Annotated in this window: 13 protein-coding genes; 10 read left to right on the forward strand and 3 right to left on the reverse strand. The window is 43.0% G+C overall.

All coding sequences use genetic code 11. The features are described 5' to 3' along the window. Positions 1 to 5 precede the first annotated feature (5 nt). From msrA to NFS34_RS02295, 3 genes are all read left to right on the forward strand, one after another. Positions 6 to 1343 carry a peptide-methionine (S)-S-oxide reductase MsrA gene (gene msrA, locus NFS34_RS02285; protein WP_251358236.1) on the forward strand — a complete coding sequence of 446 codons (1338 nt, stop codon included), beginning with the start codon at positions 6 to 8 and terminating at the stop codon, positions 1341 to 1343. Between the two features lie 107 nt (positions 1344 to 1450). Further along, on the forward strand, positions 1451 to 2788 hold the full coding sequence (gene creD, locus NFS34_RS02290) for a cell envelope integrity protein CreD (protein ID WP_251358237.1): 1338 nt from the start codon (positions 1451 to 1453) through the stop codon (positions 2786 to 2788). A 72-nt stretch (positions 2789 to 2860) separates the two neighbouring features. After that, positions 2861 to 3169 (forward strand): DUF1272 domain-containing protein, encoded by a 309-nt coding sequence (locus NFS34_RS02295; protein ID WP_251358238.1) that lies wholly within the window; start codon positions 2861 to 2863, stop codon positions 3167 to 3169. A gap of 12 nt (positions 3170 to 3181) precedes the next feature. Here NFS34_RS02295 and NFS34_RS02300 read toward each other — a convergent pair whose 3' ends face one another. Both NFS34_RS02300 and NFS34_RS02305 read right to left on the reverse strand, forming a co-directional pair. Next, positions 3182 to 3601: a CopD family protein gene (locus NFS34_RS02300; protein WP_285834439.1), complete on the reverse strand. Its 420-nt coding sequence runs from the start codon at positions 3599 to 3601 to the stop codon at positions 3182 to 3184. A 17-nt stretch (positions 3602 to 3618) separates the two neighbouring features. Continuing rightward, complete coding sequence (locus NFS34_RS02305) at positions 3619 to 5466, reverse strand: chloride channel protein (RefSeq protein ID WP_251358239.1); 1848 nt, start codon at positions 5464 to 5466, stop codon at positions 3619 to 3621. A gap of 200 nt (positions 5467 to 5666) precedes the next feature. Here NFS34_RS02305 and NFS34_RS02310 point away from each other — a divergent pair, with 200 nt between their 5' ends. The 4 genes from NFS34_RS02310 to NFS34_RS02325 all read left to right on the forward strand — a co-directional run bounded on the left by NFS34_RS02310 (position 5667) and on the right by NFS34_RS02325 (position 9205). Continuing rightward, on the forward strand, positions 5667 to 6491 hold the full coding sequence (locus NFS34_RS02310) for a DUF6776 family protein (protein WP_251358240.1): 825 nt from the start codon (positions 5667 to 5669) through the stop codon (positions 6489 to 6491). Next, complete coding sequence (locus NFS34_RS02315) at positions 6491 to 6952, forward strand: polymer-forming cytoskeletal protein (RefSeq protein ID WP_251358242.1); 462 nt, start codon at positions 6491 to 6493, stop codon at positions 6950 to 6952. The genes NFS34_RS02310 and NFS34_RS02315 overlap by 1 nt, the downstream gene beginning before the upstream one ends. Before the next feature lie 138 nt (positions 6953 to 7090). After that, positions 7091 to 7417, forward strand: coding sequence for an iron-sulfur cluster insertion protein ErpA (erpA, locus tag NFS34_RS02320; RefSeq protein WP_251358243.1), 327 nt, complete (start codon positions 7091 to 7093; stop codon positions 7415 to 7417). Between the two features lie 399 nt (positions 7418 to 7816). Further along, positions 7817 to 9205, forward strand: a complete 1389-nt coding sequence (locus NFS34_RS02325) for an FAD-binding oxidoreductase (protein ID WP_285834440.1) — start codon at positions 7817 to 7819, stop codon at positions 9203 to 9205. A gap of 163 nt (positions 9206 to 9368) precedes the next feature. Here the strand turns inward: NFS34_RS02325 and NFS34_RS02330 are convergent, their stop codons facing one another. After that, the gene (locus tag NFS34_RS02330) at positions 9369 to 9569 is read right to left on the reverse strand and encodes a rubredoxin (protein ID WP_251358246.1); all 201 of its coding nucleotides are present in this window, start codon (positions 9567 to 9569) and stop codon (positions 9369 to 9371) included. 210 nt (positions 9570 to 9779) lie between these two features. Between NFS34_RS02330 and NFS34_RS02335 the strand changes: the two genes are divergently transcribed. From NFS34_RS02335 to NFS34_RS02345, 3 genes are all read left to right on the forward strand, one after another. Next, on the forward strand, positions 9780 to 10787 hold the full coding sequence (locus tag NFS34_RS02335) for an aspartate carbamoyltransferase (RefSeq protein WP_251358247.1): 1008 nt from the start codon (positions 9780 to 9782) through the stop codon (positions 10785 to 10787). Positions 10788 to 10874: 87 nt separating this feature from the next. Continuing rightward, positions 10875 to 12149 (forward strand): glutamate-1-semialdehyde 2,1-aminomutase, encoded by a 1275-nt coding sequence (gene hemL / locus NFS34_RS02340; protein ID WP_309296422.1) that lies wholly within the window; start codon positions 10875 to 10877, stop codon positions 12147 to 12149. An 89-nt stretch (positions 12150 to 12238) separates the two neighbouring features. Then, on the forward strand, positions 12239 to 14014 hold the full coding sequence (locus NFS34_RS02345) for a diguanylate cyclase (RefSeq protein ID WP_251358250.1): 1776 nt from the start codon (positions 12239 to 12241) through the stop codon (positions 14012 to 14014). The last annotated feature ends 76 nt before the right edge of the window (positions 14015 to 14090 follow it).

Consider the following 14090-nt stretch of genomic DNA (forward strand, 5'->3'; position numbering starts at 1 on the left):
AGCCAATGCTGAAATTTATCACTTCCATTGCTACTGTTGCGCTAATCTTTATTGGCATTTTTGCGCTCGCCAATAACCCCAAGCCGTCTGCTGACAATCCATTGCTGGCTAAAACCGTGGCGCTTAAATCCGATAACACTCAGCAAAAAATGGCTGCTACCAAGCAACTCGATTCGATTGTATTGGGTGAAGGCTGTTTTTGGGGGGCTGAAAAGCGCTTAGAAGCGCTGGATGGCGTGGTCGATGCAGTTTCAGGTTATGCCGATGGGCGTGGTTTTGCCGCCAGTTATCAGGAGATCATCAAGCGAAAAAATAAAAATAATCCTGACAACTATGCGGAAGTGGTTAAGGTCACTTTTAATCCGCAACAAATTAAGCTGGAAACCATCCTTAAGGATTATTTTGAAGCGCATGATCCGACCCAAATTAATCGCCAAGGCAATGATATTGGTACTCAGTACCGCTCGACTATTTTAACTAATAGCGCTGAACAAACCGCCATTGCCAAGCGTTTGATTGCAGAGTATCAACCCTTACTAAGCCAAGCAGGTTATGGCCAAATCGCCACTATCGTCAAGCCGCTGGATAGATTCCACGCCGCCGAAGAGTACCACCAAGATTATTTGCAAAAAAATCCTAATGGCTATTGTCCCGATCATTCCACCGGAGTTAAATTTGATCGCTCTCAAACAGAGGCCAAGGTTGATAATTCTGCTTTGCAACATGGCAAACAGATCCTGGTCATCGATTCAGAAAACTACTGCCCCTATTGCGAAAAATTTAAGCAAGATGTTGCTAATGACTATCAAGGATCGATTGCCTTAACTTACCGCTACGCCTCACAGCTAGCTGGACTCAACATCAATACCGAAACTTGGGCTACGCCCACCATTATCTTTTTAGACAACGGCAAAGAGGTATTTGCCCATCAAGGTTACTTAAACCCTGAAGAGTTTTATAAACTACTCGGCGCTTTCAAACTGGGTGATTCAGAAGCCTATAAAGTCGCTTTCCAACAAGGAACAGACGGTCGTTTCTGCAAGCAATACGAGATTTTTAAAAACACCCCAGACGGGGTTTTTACTGACAAACTCAGCGGCGCCGCTTTATTCGATACCCGAGATCGCTTCGACTCTGGAACAGGCTGGTTATCTTTTACCAAACCGGTTGATAATGCGGTCACCGAGCACTTGGACACCAGCTACAACATGGTTCGCACCGAAATACGCTCTAAATCTACTGGGATTCATTTAGGCCACGTTTTTGATGATGGCCCTAATGGCCTACCGCGCTACTGTATCAACGCCACAGTGTTAGACTTTAAACCTCGTGACAACACATAAGCAAAGTTCATAATTCGCCATAATTGAACAATTAAACCGTCATAGTCATTTTCTAAAATTCTTTCCTAGAACAATAACCTGTTGCTCATAATTTCTAGGAGAGAATGATGACTGATATCCAAACGATTAAACAAAGATTTTCACACAGTATTTCATTCAAATTAGCAGTGATAGCATTTTTATTGCTGCTGCTGCAGATCCCAATGGCTTATGTCGAAGGACTGATTTATGAAAGACAATCCATGCAAACTCAGGCTCAGCAGGATATTAGCCAACGCTGGGGCGGCTCTCAGCATATTGGCGCTCCGATACTAGCGGTACAATATAAGAAAAGCGTCAAGGTCAAAGATAACGGCGGTCAACACAATCTTGTCAGTTACGAATATAATAGCCATATCTTGAGTGAGGAGTTTTTAGGGGATATCAATCTGGTGGCCAATAAACGTTATTTAGGTATCTACGAAGTACCAGTTTTTACTTCTAAAGTTATCTTATCAGGAGCTATTGAAGTCGAACCAGACTTACACCTCGGGCAACACGATGATTGGTCAATGCAGCAACTATTTTTGCCAATAAAGGAAATGCGCGGTTTAAAAAGTATCGATAAACTGCTGATCAACAACCAACCTGTAACCGTTGCCCAGCAGCAACAGAAATTAAGAGGACTCACAGGTCTAAGTATTCGCTTAGATAAAATTCAGCGAACTCATAGACTCAATTATCATGTTGAACTTACCTTATCAGGTTCAGAACAGTTTGATTTACTACCGCTAGCTGGACAATCACAAGTTACCATCAGCTCGAACTGGCCTTCGCCGTCTTTTGTCGGCAACTTTCTTCCGGAGAAACGCACTATAAACGAACAGGGCTTTGAAGCCTTGTGGCAAGTGAATGAGCTTAACCATAATTTTGGCCGCGTGCTCAAAGGGGATAAAGACTATAATCTCAATAACACCAAATCAATATTTGGCGTCAAAATAATCATCCCTGCAAATATTTATCAAGTCAATGAGCGTACTGTTAAATATGGGCTTTTGATCATGCTACTAACATTTGCGGGCTTTTTCTTGGCAGAGATGTTTTTCAAGCTCAAGTTGCATCCCTTCCAGTACTTATTAATAGGATTTGCTTTAAGTATATTTTTCTTACTGCTATTAGCACTTTCTGAGTATTTACGCTTCGCTTGGGCATTTTTAGTTTCTGCATTAGCCATCATCTTACTCATTTCTGGTTATTGCTCTGTAGTGTTGGGGCAACGCAAACGCGGCTTTTACACAGCGGTATTATTTGCACTACTTTATGGCTTCATCTACATAATGGTACGAGCTAAACAAACCTCTCTATTGATGGGCGCAATTGGAATATGGCTGTTCTTGGCAGCTGTGATGTATCTAACACGCAAAATTAATTGGTACTCAGTTTCTTCATCCGAACAAAAACCCTAATAAACTGGCGAGAACTTAAAACATACTCTAGGATAGGTAGTTTATAATCTAAATTATTATGAGTAGTTTTAAATGTTAAAACTCAAGCCCTCTTGCGAGCATTGCGATAAAATTTTAGCCGCGGATTCAACCGAGGCGATGATTTGTAGTTTTGAATGTACTTTTTGTCGAGACTGCGTTGACAATATTTTAGCCAATGTCTGTCCGAATTGTGGCGGTGGCTTTTGTTCAAGGCCTATCCGACCCAGCCAAGAACACATTGCTGGCGTTAGTTTGCAGCAATACCCTGCGTCGAGGGAAAAAGTGTATAAGCCGGTTGAGTTAGATAAACATCAAAGCTTGCTTTTGAAGCTTAAAACCATCGAACCAAAAGATCGTTAGTTGTTCGAAATTTTAGAACGGTTTTACCACCACCAAGATCATAATTCCAACCAGAATTAAAACCGGGAACTCGTTAAACCAGCGAAAAAAAACGTGGCTTTTTTCGCAGCGGCCATCAGCAAATTGTTTTTGAAAATGGCCACAAATAAAGTGGTAAATCACCAGCAATACCACTAAAAATACTTTGCCGTGAAACCAGCCTGCAGTTTTGAAATAAGGCCAGTTATAAGTTGTCAGCCAAGCACCAAAAACCACCGTCAACACCATAAAAGGAGTGATAAAACGATACAGTTTTTGCGCCATCGTATTAAGTTGGTTGAAGGCGCCATCGTTTTCAGTCATGGCTAAATTGACGAAAATTCGGGGTAAATAAAATATGCCAGCGAACCAACTAACCATAAAAACCAAATGAAATGTTTTAACCCACAGCATTTAATATCCTTCCAATTTTAAGCCGTTTCCAAGCGACTCGAATCACGCTTAGCAAAAATGTATTGGTCAGTAATCATATCGCGAGTTAAGACTCCATAGATACGTTCTTGATCGTCAGCTGTGAGACGATAGACATAAGCCGCGGTTATTTTTCGCTGCTCCATTTTGTCGAAAGTCTCCTCTAGCGTCGCTTGCAAGTTGATTGAAATCACATCTTGTCGGTTAGCGGGTATTTTCATCAGGTCAATAAGGTGCTCTTCTTTGGCTTCCTCGATCGCTCCGCCTTCTTGCTCAGTTGCCTCATTATTTTCATCACCACTATCAGCATCTTCACTCGCAGGCGCTAGTTCAAGCAAATAACGCGCCAGATCACTCGCCACCATCAGCGACATTATCTGATCCTGCTCTTTGACCAACACCCAACGCGGGTTGTCTTTTAGCAGCAATTCCAAATTAATCGGATTGTTAAAGCGCTCCGACACCACCGTTTTACGCTCCATCACCCCAGCGACACCAATACTACGCAGCACCTGCTTGATTGGACTAACCTTAATCTCCAAGCCGCGATCGCCCATTTGGGTTTCCCAAAAGGCTCGTTGCTTAAACACCTGCGTCACCACCATATTGGCAACAACAATAGAAAACATTCCGGGTAAAATAATATTCGGATTGTTAGTCAACTCTAATAACGCCATCAACGCCGCTAAGGGTGCCTGCAACACCGCGCTCATCAAAGTCGCCATGCCGATGATGGCATAAAAGCCTTCAAAGCTGGAATGATCCGGAAAAACATTACCACCAATATTACCCAACACTCCGCCCAACATCGCGCCCATAAACAAGGTTGGACCTATCACGCCGCCAGGCAATGACAAGCCCGAACAGATGATGGTTGCGATAAACTTACCCACCAAAGCAAAAAGCAGCACTTTTAAAAATAACTCGTTATGAATCGCGCCATTGACCGTATCATAGCCAATCCCCATTACTTCAGGGATACCAATAGCAATTACGCCGACGCTGCTGCCGGCGATAAAGGTTTTTAGCCAAACTGGCCACTTGCGACTGGCTCTGGCCACTCGCCGAGTAAGAAAAATAAAGGCGCTGGCTACGCAACCGCCAATCACTCCCAGCAAAAGGAAGTAGGGCATTTCCCACAAAGACTGAACGTCCAAATGGGACGGCACGTCAAAAGCCGGATCGCTGCCAAACACCCATTGGGTCATCACAGCGCCTGCAACCGCCGCCAAAATGATCGGAATAAAGCTCGCCACGGCATATTCCATCACGATAATTTCCATCGCAAACACGACTCCCGCCAAAGGAGTGTTAAAACTGGCTGAAATAGCCGCGGCGCAACCACAGCCGACTAAAATGCGAGTGCTGTTATTGGGCAATTTTAATTTGCGACCGAGCCAAGAACCCGAAGTAGAGCCCAGATGAATGCCAGGACCTTCGCGCCCTACCGATTGGCCTGAAGCAATGGTCATGCCACCGACAATAAACTGAGTGACTGCATTTTTGACCGGCAAATTGCCCTGATGATAATTAAGCCGCTCCAACACATGAGAAACGCCCACTTGACGCGTTTCCGGCGCTAACCTTTGCAACACCAAGCCAACCACTAGACCCCCAATGGTGGGCAGCAGTAAGCGAAACTGCCAACTGACTCCTTCAAAGTCTTGTTCTTGATTTTCACTAGCAAGCACATCCGGCGCCCACAGCACCAAGCCTGATTCGGTAAATAACCGAAATAAGACATTAGAACCGCCTGCTAATATGCCACAAATCAAGCCGATCACGGCCATTAATGCTAGCGCATCAAAACCGCCCAGTTTCAATCGTAATCGGTCAATTAATGTCATGTGTCACAGCTTGCTGTTAAGCCAATTCCCTTGGTTAGTATTTTTTGCTCTAATGAGCAATCTGACAGTGTTGATACAATACCAAATTAAAGAATGGTTATAATGGCCTTAGGCATTAACAATTAATAAATTCGCCATTACATTCAATTAGTTACATAATAAGTAAATGTGACTGCAAGAACAAATTATTTCAATCTTTTATGAATCAAGACACCCATAAACCCGATTATGTGATCCGAAAACGCAAAAGTAGCCAGTGGTACTGGGCCATGAGCCTATTGCTGATCGCTATTTTAGGGGTTGCCACTGGCTTTGGTTATTGGCTCAACCTAAAGCGTTACGACTTTTCAGAAACCGCTGAACAGCAGCTTAATCAGCTGCAAGCAAGCCTAAAAGAATCTAACGCCAGCGCTGTGCGTTGGCAGCAGCAGTATGAAGTTGAAAAACAAGTCAATACCGAATTGCGCAAACACACCATGGCGCTGGAATTGCAACTGAATAACCGCAAAAAAGAAACTGAAGCCTATCAACGAATTTTCGATCCGAACTCGGTTGAATCTGGCCTACAAATCGCCAGCTTTGCTTGGGAGCCGGTGAACAATAACCAATACAACTACCGCTTAATTTTGATCCAAGCCAAACAACAAACGGCGCAAATTCGCGGTAGCTATGAATTAACTTTAGTGGGAGAAACAACTGGTGAAGTCGCTGGCGACAGCAACAGCGAGAACGTTGGGCAGCTCAAAGAAATCAGTTTTGATGAACTGGAGAGCTTAACTGCTAAAGATCGCAAGTTCCGCTTTCAATATATGCAAAATCTAGCAGGACAATTCAAGCTACCGGACAACTTTTATCCGAAATTTATTCGGGTGACAGTAACTAGTGCTGGCAAGGGCGGCAAATCAATTTTACAAGATTTTAACTGGACAACAACAGTCGAAACTAATGCTAATCGTGCAAAATCCGACAACAGCGAGCAAAATGCACAACAAAACAATGAACAAACTGGAGGCAGCGAAAGCTAATGTGGGGCAAGAAAAAAACCAACCAAATCGATACTATCATCGCCAAAAACACCAAGGTTGAAGGCCATTTTCAAATTAAAGGCAACTTGTTTGTTGATGGCGATATCGTGGGTGATATTCGTAGCGATAACAGCCAAGAAGCCATTGTTTCGATAGGTCTTAATGGTGATATTCATGGCAATGTGTATGCACCCTATGTGATTATTTTTGGCCAAGTACATGGCGATGTGCATGCTGCTGAAAAAGTTGAACTCAAACCCGGCGCTCGCGTCAAAGGCGATCTCTACTATAAAGTCATCGAGATGAACGCAGGCTCCGAAGTGAATGGTAAAATGGTTGCCATGGGTGAATCTGCCCAGCTAGAACACCAAACGGAAACAGCCGCTGTGGATGAAGTGCCAACCGAAACCGACAATAAAGAATATAATGTTGCCAAATCCTCGGGCATTGTTGCTGATTAGTTCCTCACCAAGATCACGAATAATGCCACTGGCGATCAGCGACAAAAGTCCTTGATTGAAGCCCAACACTTGAAAAGATGGTCGCCAAGCCGCATATTGGTTTATAATATCAGCATTGATTGTGCACAGATCCTATTTATGAACATCAGCGTCACTCAGGCGGCCACCGACAAGGTGCGCACCCTTATCGAAGAAGAAGAGAATTTCGAGCTAAAACTGCGCGTTTTCGTGACGGGCGGCGGCTGCTCGGGCTTTCAGTACGGCTTTAGCTTCGACGAACAACAAAAAGAAAACGATATGTTGATTGAGCAAGGTGGGGTCAAGGTCCTAATCGACCATCTAAGCTATCAATACCTAATGGGCTCGGAAATCGACTATACCGAAGGCTTGCAGGGCTCGCGCTTTCTGATCAATAACCCCATGGCCAAATCCACCTGCGGCTGCGGCAGTTCTTTTACGATTTAACCATTCCCTACAAAGCAGTCCTCTAGCGCAAGGCACTGAATAAAGGTGTTGCTTGCAACACCTTTTTTAATTCTGGTATTGCAAGCTATTGGCAGCAATGGCTCGACAATCTAATCAATAGTGCGTCATTGCGAGCTTACGTCGGTAAGCGTGGCATATAAAGATATTCCCTGCGGTCTCAATCTCCAAAGGTTTGTATGATGCTTATTAAAGGTTCCATATTGCTGGTATAAGATTACCGCGTCGTAGCGAGCTACTCCTCGTAATGACGGGTAAAAAGTAATACAGAGATCCTCTAAGCCTATAATTTCTATCAATAAAATCGACACTTTGAAAATTTATTGCTATAAATTAAGCTGTTACAATCGTTTTCACATATTACTATGTTAATATAAGAAAATGAGAACCCTAATCTTAATATCAGTTATTGTATTGAATTTAATATCCTGTCAAACATCTGAAAAGATAGAGGATATTGTTGTGATTGGAGGTGGTCTCATGGGCAGCTCAACGGCATGGGAACTTTCTAAATATGGACAAAATGTTTTACTGCTTGAACAGCAAGATTCAATATACACTTTTGGCTCTAGTTTTGGAGAGGCAAGAATTTCAAGAAGTTTAGGTCCAAAAGAAGATATCTTCTCATTTCTACAGCAAACCTCTGTGAAAGAAACGCAAAGTTTGATTGAATTCTTGAATGAAGGAGAAATAAAAGCACTTCACTCGATGGAGGATGTTTACAGAACTTCACCTGTAACTTATATCTACTCTCAATCACAATTAAAAGATGTTGAAAATCTACTTGATGGACAATTAGATAAATATGAATATGCATCAAATAAAGAGGAAGCAGTAGAAAAATTTGGAATGAAAATTTCAGATACTACTCTGATCATTCGTGAATATAAAGAGTACACTGGCACTCTAAATCCGAAGATGTTAATTAAAAAGCTACATCAAGGAATAAGAAAATCCGGAAATAGAATAAACTACAACCAAAAGGTTACCAGTTTAAAAAAAGAAGATGGAGCTTATAAAATCGGCATTTCAGATACCAAAACTGGAAAAAACAAAACCATCTTGAGCAAAAAGGTAGTAGCTGCAGCTGGCCCATACAATGGAACTTTGGTGAAAGATGTGGCACCTTATTTTAGCAATTTGATAAGTCCAAAGCGTTTATTTCTCTCGTTTTTAAAAATAAAATCAGAAAAGTATGATATGTTGACTAGTGACCAGAAAAATAGGCTCATATCCTCTTATCCTGTTGCATATCTAAATTCTGAAATATTTTATTCTATGATTGAGAAGTTTGACAGTGACCAAAGGCCTTTATTAAAAGTTGGAGGGCATTTTTTAAGGGCAGACATTCAGGATTTAGATGAAGTGTGGGCGATGAAATTAACCGATCAAGAAATTCAGTGGAGTAAAGAAAATACGGTTGACTATCTAAAAAAACTTGATTTACCAATAATAGCGTCTGATTTAGAATATGTCACAGGATATTCTTGTGTTTATTCACTAACAAAATCTGAAGTACCTTATGTAAGTAATATAGTAAAAAATAAAATGGACATTGATTCTAGTTTTGTTCTGGTTGGAGGAATGTCTGGTATTGGAGCAAAAGGTTCTCTGGCCTACGGTCTAATTGCAGCAGATCTTATGTTAGATAAAAAAAATGATTCATTTATGTATCAAAAAACTAAATCAGCTTTAGGTTTCCAAAGATTAATGAAAGAAATCCAGAATATTGATAAACAGAATACTAATACCAACAATGGCTATAAGTAATTGCTCGCTCTCGTTTACTTCTAAAAATCCTCGCAGGTTTTCAGCTTAGTGTGTACTTGCACAGTTTCAATAAAGGGGGCGGTGACATATGATTGCCATTCCCAACAACAACTGCTGTTATCTTACTATAAAAAAGCCAGCTGACTTTTATAGAATACCCAATCTACAACGACTTTTTAAACTCGTCGGTCATTAATTCAAAATCTTCTTTGCCAACACCACAGTCAGGGCAATACCAGTCGTCCGGAATATCTTCCCACTTGGTGCCGGGGGCGATGCCATCTTCTTCCCAACCTTTTTCTTCATCATAAACAAAATCACAGACCAAACAACGGTACTTTTTAAATTCCACAACAAACCTCATTTACAACGGCATGACTCGCATGCGCTTTTAGCCAGCGGCTATTCTAGTAAATTTAGCCAGAATTACCAGCGGTTCGCGGCAATTCGGCTGCACCAAACAACCCTTAAAATTGTCGCCAATCTTGGCAATTACCCTAACAATTGGCAAACTTCGTGCTAAAATTGCGCCAACTTGTTAACGACTACAATAATGGCTAGGTGCGGGTAACTTATGGATTTTCAAGGTCAACACATTGTTTCTATCGAACAATTTGATCTCCAAGCGGTTGAGGCGGTGCTCCAACTAGCGGCACAAATGACGCCATACGTTAATCGCCAAAAGGGATCGCGAGTGTTGGATGGCGCCTCGTTGGCCAGCCTGTTTTTTGAACCAAGCACCCGCACTCGGGTTAGTTTCGCCAGCGCCTTTCATTTATTGGGCGGCAAGGTAATGGAAACCACGGGGATGGGTACTTCCTCTTTGACCAAGGGCGAGTCGCTGTTTGATACTGCGCAAGTCATCTCAGGCTATGCTGATGCGATTGCCATGCGCCACCCGCAGGCCTTTTCGGTCAGCGAGTTTGCCAAGGGTGCGACTGTACCGGTATTAAATGGCGGCGATGGCGCCAACGAACACCCTACTCAGGCGTTATTGGATACCTTTACCATTTTCGATGAGCTGCAACGGCTTGGTAAAGCACAAAGCCCGATTAGAATTGCTTTAGTCGGAGATTTAAAAAACGGTCGCACGGTGCATTCTTTAAGCCGGGTGTTAAGCATTTTTCCAAAGATAGAATTTACCTTTGTCGCTCCGAATGCGCTTACCATGCCCGAAAAGATTGTCGCTCAATGTGACGATGCGCACCACCGCATTAACTTCACTCAAGACTTAATTCAAGGCATTCAAAACCAAGACATTGTCTATATGACGCGGGTGCAAGAAGAGCGCTTTGAAACCCAAGAAGAAGCCGATCTTTACCGTGGAAAATACCGCCTAACACAGAGTATTTATGATAAATATTGTGCCCCCAATACCATTATTATGCACCCGCTGCCGCGCGATTCTCGCCTTGAAGCGAATGAGCTAAGTGATGATTTGAATAAGAACCCCAATTTGGCCATTTTCCGCCAATCGCAAAATGGGGTAAAAGTACGGATGGCCTTATTTGCTTTAGTGTTGGGAGTGGACAAACAGCTCGCGCAACATGAGGTAGCCATCAACTGGCGCAGTCGCCAATAATCACTATGTCCATGAGCAATGACTAACCGTTAGGGTTGTTTAACCTACTTCCGATTAACCATCACTAAAATGACAGAATTCATAGTTATGAGCAATTCAGAGCAACTTTTTTCTCGCGCCCAACAGCATATCCCCGGCGGCGTTAATTCGCCGGTTCGTGCCTTTAATGGCGTCGGCGGCACGCCGATTTTTATTGAGTCAGCCAATGGCGCCTACTTTACTTCCGCCGATGGCCATGACTACATCGACTATGTAGGCTCTTGGGGGCCAATGATTTTAGGCCATAACCACCCTGCCATTAAAGAAGCGGTGATCAAAGCAGCAGAAAAAGGTCTAAGTTATGGTGCGCCAACCGAAATCGAAGCGCAAATGGCGGAAAAAATTTGTTCACTAATCCCATCGATAGAAATGGTACGCATGGTCAACTCCGGCACCGAAGCGACCATGAGCGCTTTGCGCTTAGCGCGCGGCTATACCGGACGCGATAAGTTTATTAAATTCGAAGGCTGCTATCACGGCCATGCCGATTGTTTGTTAGTGAAAGCTGGCTCAGGCGCCTTAACCTTGGGCGAACCGACTTCGCCAGGAGTACCGGCTGATTTTGCCAAGCACACTCTAACCGCCGAGTTTAATAACCTTGATTCGGTTAAAACACTTTTTGAGCAATATCCGGATCAGATTTCTTCAATCATAGTCGAGCCAATCGCTGGAAATATGAATTGTATTCCGCCGGTTGACGGCTTCTTGCAAGGTCTGCGCGAGCTGTGCGATCAACACCAAGCCGTCTTGATTTTTGATGAAGTCATGACCGGCTTTAGAATGGGCCTAGACGGTGCTCAAGGCTATTATGGCATCACTCCCGATCTTACTACCTTGGGTAAAGTTATTGGTGGCGGCATGCCGGTTGGCGCCTTTGGTGGCAAAAAAACCATTATGAACCACATGGCACCAATTGGCCCTGTCTATCAGGCGGGAACCCTCTCTGGCAATCCGGTTGCCATGGCTGCAGGCTTGGCTGCCTTAAATGAAATTTCCAAGCCCGGCTTTTATCAGCCTCTTCTTGATTATACCGAGCAACTCGTTAGCGGTATGCAAGCCATCGCTAAGGAAAAAGGCGTTGCTTTTACCACCAATCATGTTGGCTCTATGTTTGGCTACTTCTTTAGCGACACACCTAAAATTAGCCGTTATGCTCAAGTAGCCGCTGGCAACATGGATTATTTTAAAAGCTTCTATCATAAAATGCTGGATAACCATATCTATATGGCACCCTCTGCCTTTGAGGCTGGCTTTGTCTCTTTGCAGCATGGCGACAAAGAACTGGAACAAACCTTAGATAGTTTTAGCAAATCCCTTTTGTAAAATAATTAGACATAAATTTACAATTAGCCACTAGAGTCTAATGCAAGCTTGCATTAAAATTTAATGCAAATTTGCATTATTTGATTCTGGTGAGCGCTATAAGCAATTCTGATGCTCAAGAAGCAAAAGGATTTACCAACTATTTGATTCTAGGCCTGATCTTAGTGATCTTAGGCTTGGCTAGTCATGCCTACAATTTATACATCGCTTCCGAAAATGAACAGCTCAGCAATCAATACCAACAAGACTTTGCTCAATATCAGCGTGATAATGTCTACTTCTCACCGCTCAACACCATCAATTGGATTGAAATTCGACAAAACGAAAATGGCTACTTTGTCACCAACCCCGATCTGATCAATGAACCTTCGCAATACAACCAAAATAGTTTGCGCGCAACTCGTTACGCGGTAACCACCTTGGCGCAACTAAACGGCGTTGGGAACATCAGTGAGCAGACGGTGTTAGATTTCCTTGAGAGCCGTTACCATGAGTTTGAACAAAATAACGTCAAACTTGCCGGTTTTTCAACCCTAGAAAATACTGAAGTTGCGGTTCGCACTACCATGGACGCGATCCTGACGCTGAAGCATTTGGATGCTTTTGATAAGTTAAACATTGATTGGGATGCAGTACGCCGGTTTATTCTAAAGCACCAAAATTCTGATGGCGGCTTTTGGGATCCCCATTATCCAAAATTTGGCACCACCTCTTGTTTAAAGTGTACCTCTTTTGCATTGCGCGCTTTAGGTGCTTTAAACGAGTTTGAGGGTAAACACTTCCCCAAATCCTTCCAGCAAAAAGTTATTCATTACGTCAAAGCAAGCTGGGATAAAAATCGCGATGCCTATTCAGCTCGACTAGGAGTTGAAGCTGAAGATAGCTACGATATTTTTCGTGCTTTTATTATTTTTTGGAATTTGACCAATGGTAATGCCGAACTAAAGCGCAACCTTGTTTTAGAGCAGTTCCCACTCGAATCGGTCGAGGAAACCTTACAAGCACACTTTATTACCAAGGATCGAGCCTATGCTCGTAAGTGGGATGCCCAATACCCGTCAATGAAAGCAACTCACCTGATGGTCTGGATGTATTACAACTTGGGGATGCTCGATCGACTGGATAGAAATGGCATTATCGATTTTGTATTCATCAATGAAAAAAACCCCGGCGAATATGGCGGTGACATTTATAACACCTACTCAGCCACGGGCATTTTGACCAAGCTGGATATCAATACTGAACCCTTAAGTCCACCGCAGGAACCTCAGCTACAACATTCGATACTGCCCAACTTTCTGCCTTATTTATTGTATATATTAGCTCTTGCGACAACCTTAATATATTTCAATAAAGACAAGCGTAAATTGATCGATAAAAACTTATTGCTGGAAAATAAAGCCTTTAAAGACAAGCTTACCGGACTCCACAACCGCGAATTTATTGAGCGCGCTTACCAATACCATCAAGAAACTGATGAAGTTTTAAGCCTGATCTTGATCGACATTGATAACTTCAAAGTCATCAATGACAACCATGGTCATTTGATCGGCGATAAGGTTTTGCAAGACTTTGCCAAGCTGTTACAAACCAGTTTGCGCTCATCCGATACTTTAGCCCGCTGGGGTGGCGAAGAATTTGCATTGCTTTGCCCCTACACCGATATGAGCTCGGCGATAGTTCTAGCAGAAAAATTACGCGAAATTGTCGCTCTGGAAGATTTCGAAAACATAGGCAAATTGACGGCAAGTTTTGGTATCAGCGCCCGTGAGCAAGACGACTCTTGGATGCAACTATTCGAGCGCGCTGATAAAGCGGTTTACCAATCCAAACAAGCTGGCCGAAACCAAGTTTCCCATATATAAATTAGCCGCAAGTGCAAGCTTAAGATCCTCTGCCTAAGATTGGCGGCTGGGTTGAAATGTGCTTAAATAAGGCATT

The organism is Kangiella sp. TOML190 (assembly GCF_023706045.1).
Taxonomy (GTDB): Bacteria; Pseudomonadota; Gammaproteobacteria; order Enterobacterales; family Kangiellaceae; genus Kangiella.

What these genes read in the sequence shown, in the direction of transcription:
- msrA (WP_251358236.1), top strand. Translation starts at nt 6, where the DNA reads ATGCTGAAATTTATCACTTCCATTGCTACTGTTGCGCTAATCTTTATT.
- creD (WP_251358237.1), top strand. Translation starts at nt 1,451, where the DNA reads ATGACTGATATCCAAACGATTAAACAAAGATTTTCACACAGTATTTCA.
- NFS34_RS02295 (WP_251358238.1), top strand. Translation starts at nt 2,861, where the DNA reads ATGTTAAAACTCAAGCCCTCTTGCGAGCATTGCGATAAAATTTTAGCC.
- NFS34_RS02300 (WP_285834439.1), bottom strand. Translation starts at nt 3,601, where the DNA reads ATGCTGTGGGTTAAAACATTTCATTTGGTTTTTATGGTTAGTTGGTTC.
- NFS34_RS02305 (WP_251358239.1), bottom strand. Translation starts at nt 5,466, where the DNA reads ATGACATTAATTGACCGATTACGATTGAAACTGGGCGGTTTTGATGCG.
- NFS34_RS02310 (WP_251358240.1), top strand. Translation starts at nt 5,667, where the DNA reads ATGAATCAAGACACCCATAAACCCGATTATGTGATCCGAAAACGCAAA.
- NFS34_RS02315 (WP_251358242.1), top strand. Translation starts at nt 6,491, where the DNA reads ATGTGGGGCAAGAAAAAAACCAACCAAATCGATACTATCATCGCCAAA.
- erpA (WP_251358243.1), top strand. Translation starts at nt 7,091, where the DNA reads ATGAACATCAGCGTCACTCAGGCGGCCACCGACAAGGTGCGCACCCTT.
- NFS34_RS02325 (WP_285834440.1), top strand. Translation starts at nt 7,817, where the DNA reads ATGAGAACCCTAATCTTAATATCAGTTATTGTATTGAATTTAATATCC.
- NFS34_RS02330 (WP_251358246.1), bottom strand. Translation starts at nt 9,569, where the DNA reads ATGAGGTTTGTTGTGGAATTTAAAAAGTACCGTTGTTTGGTCTGTGAT.
- NFS34_RS02335 (WP_251358247.1), top strand. Translation starts at nt 9,780, where the DNA reads ATGGATTTTCAAGGTCAACACATTGTTTCTATCGAACAATTTGATCTC.
- hemL (WP_309296422.1), top strand. Translation starts at nt 10,875, where the DNA reads ATGAGCAATTCAGAGCAACTTTTTTCTCGCGCCCAACAGCATATCCCC.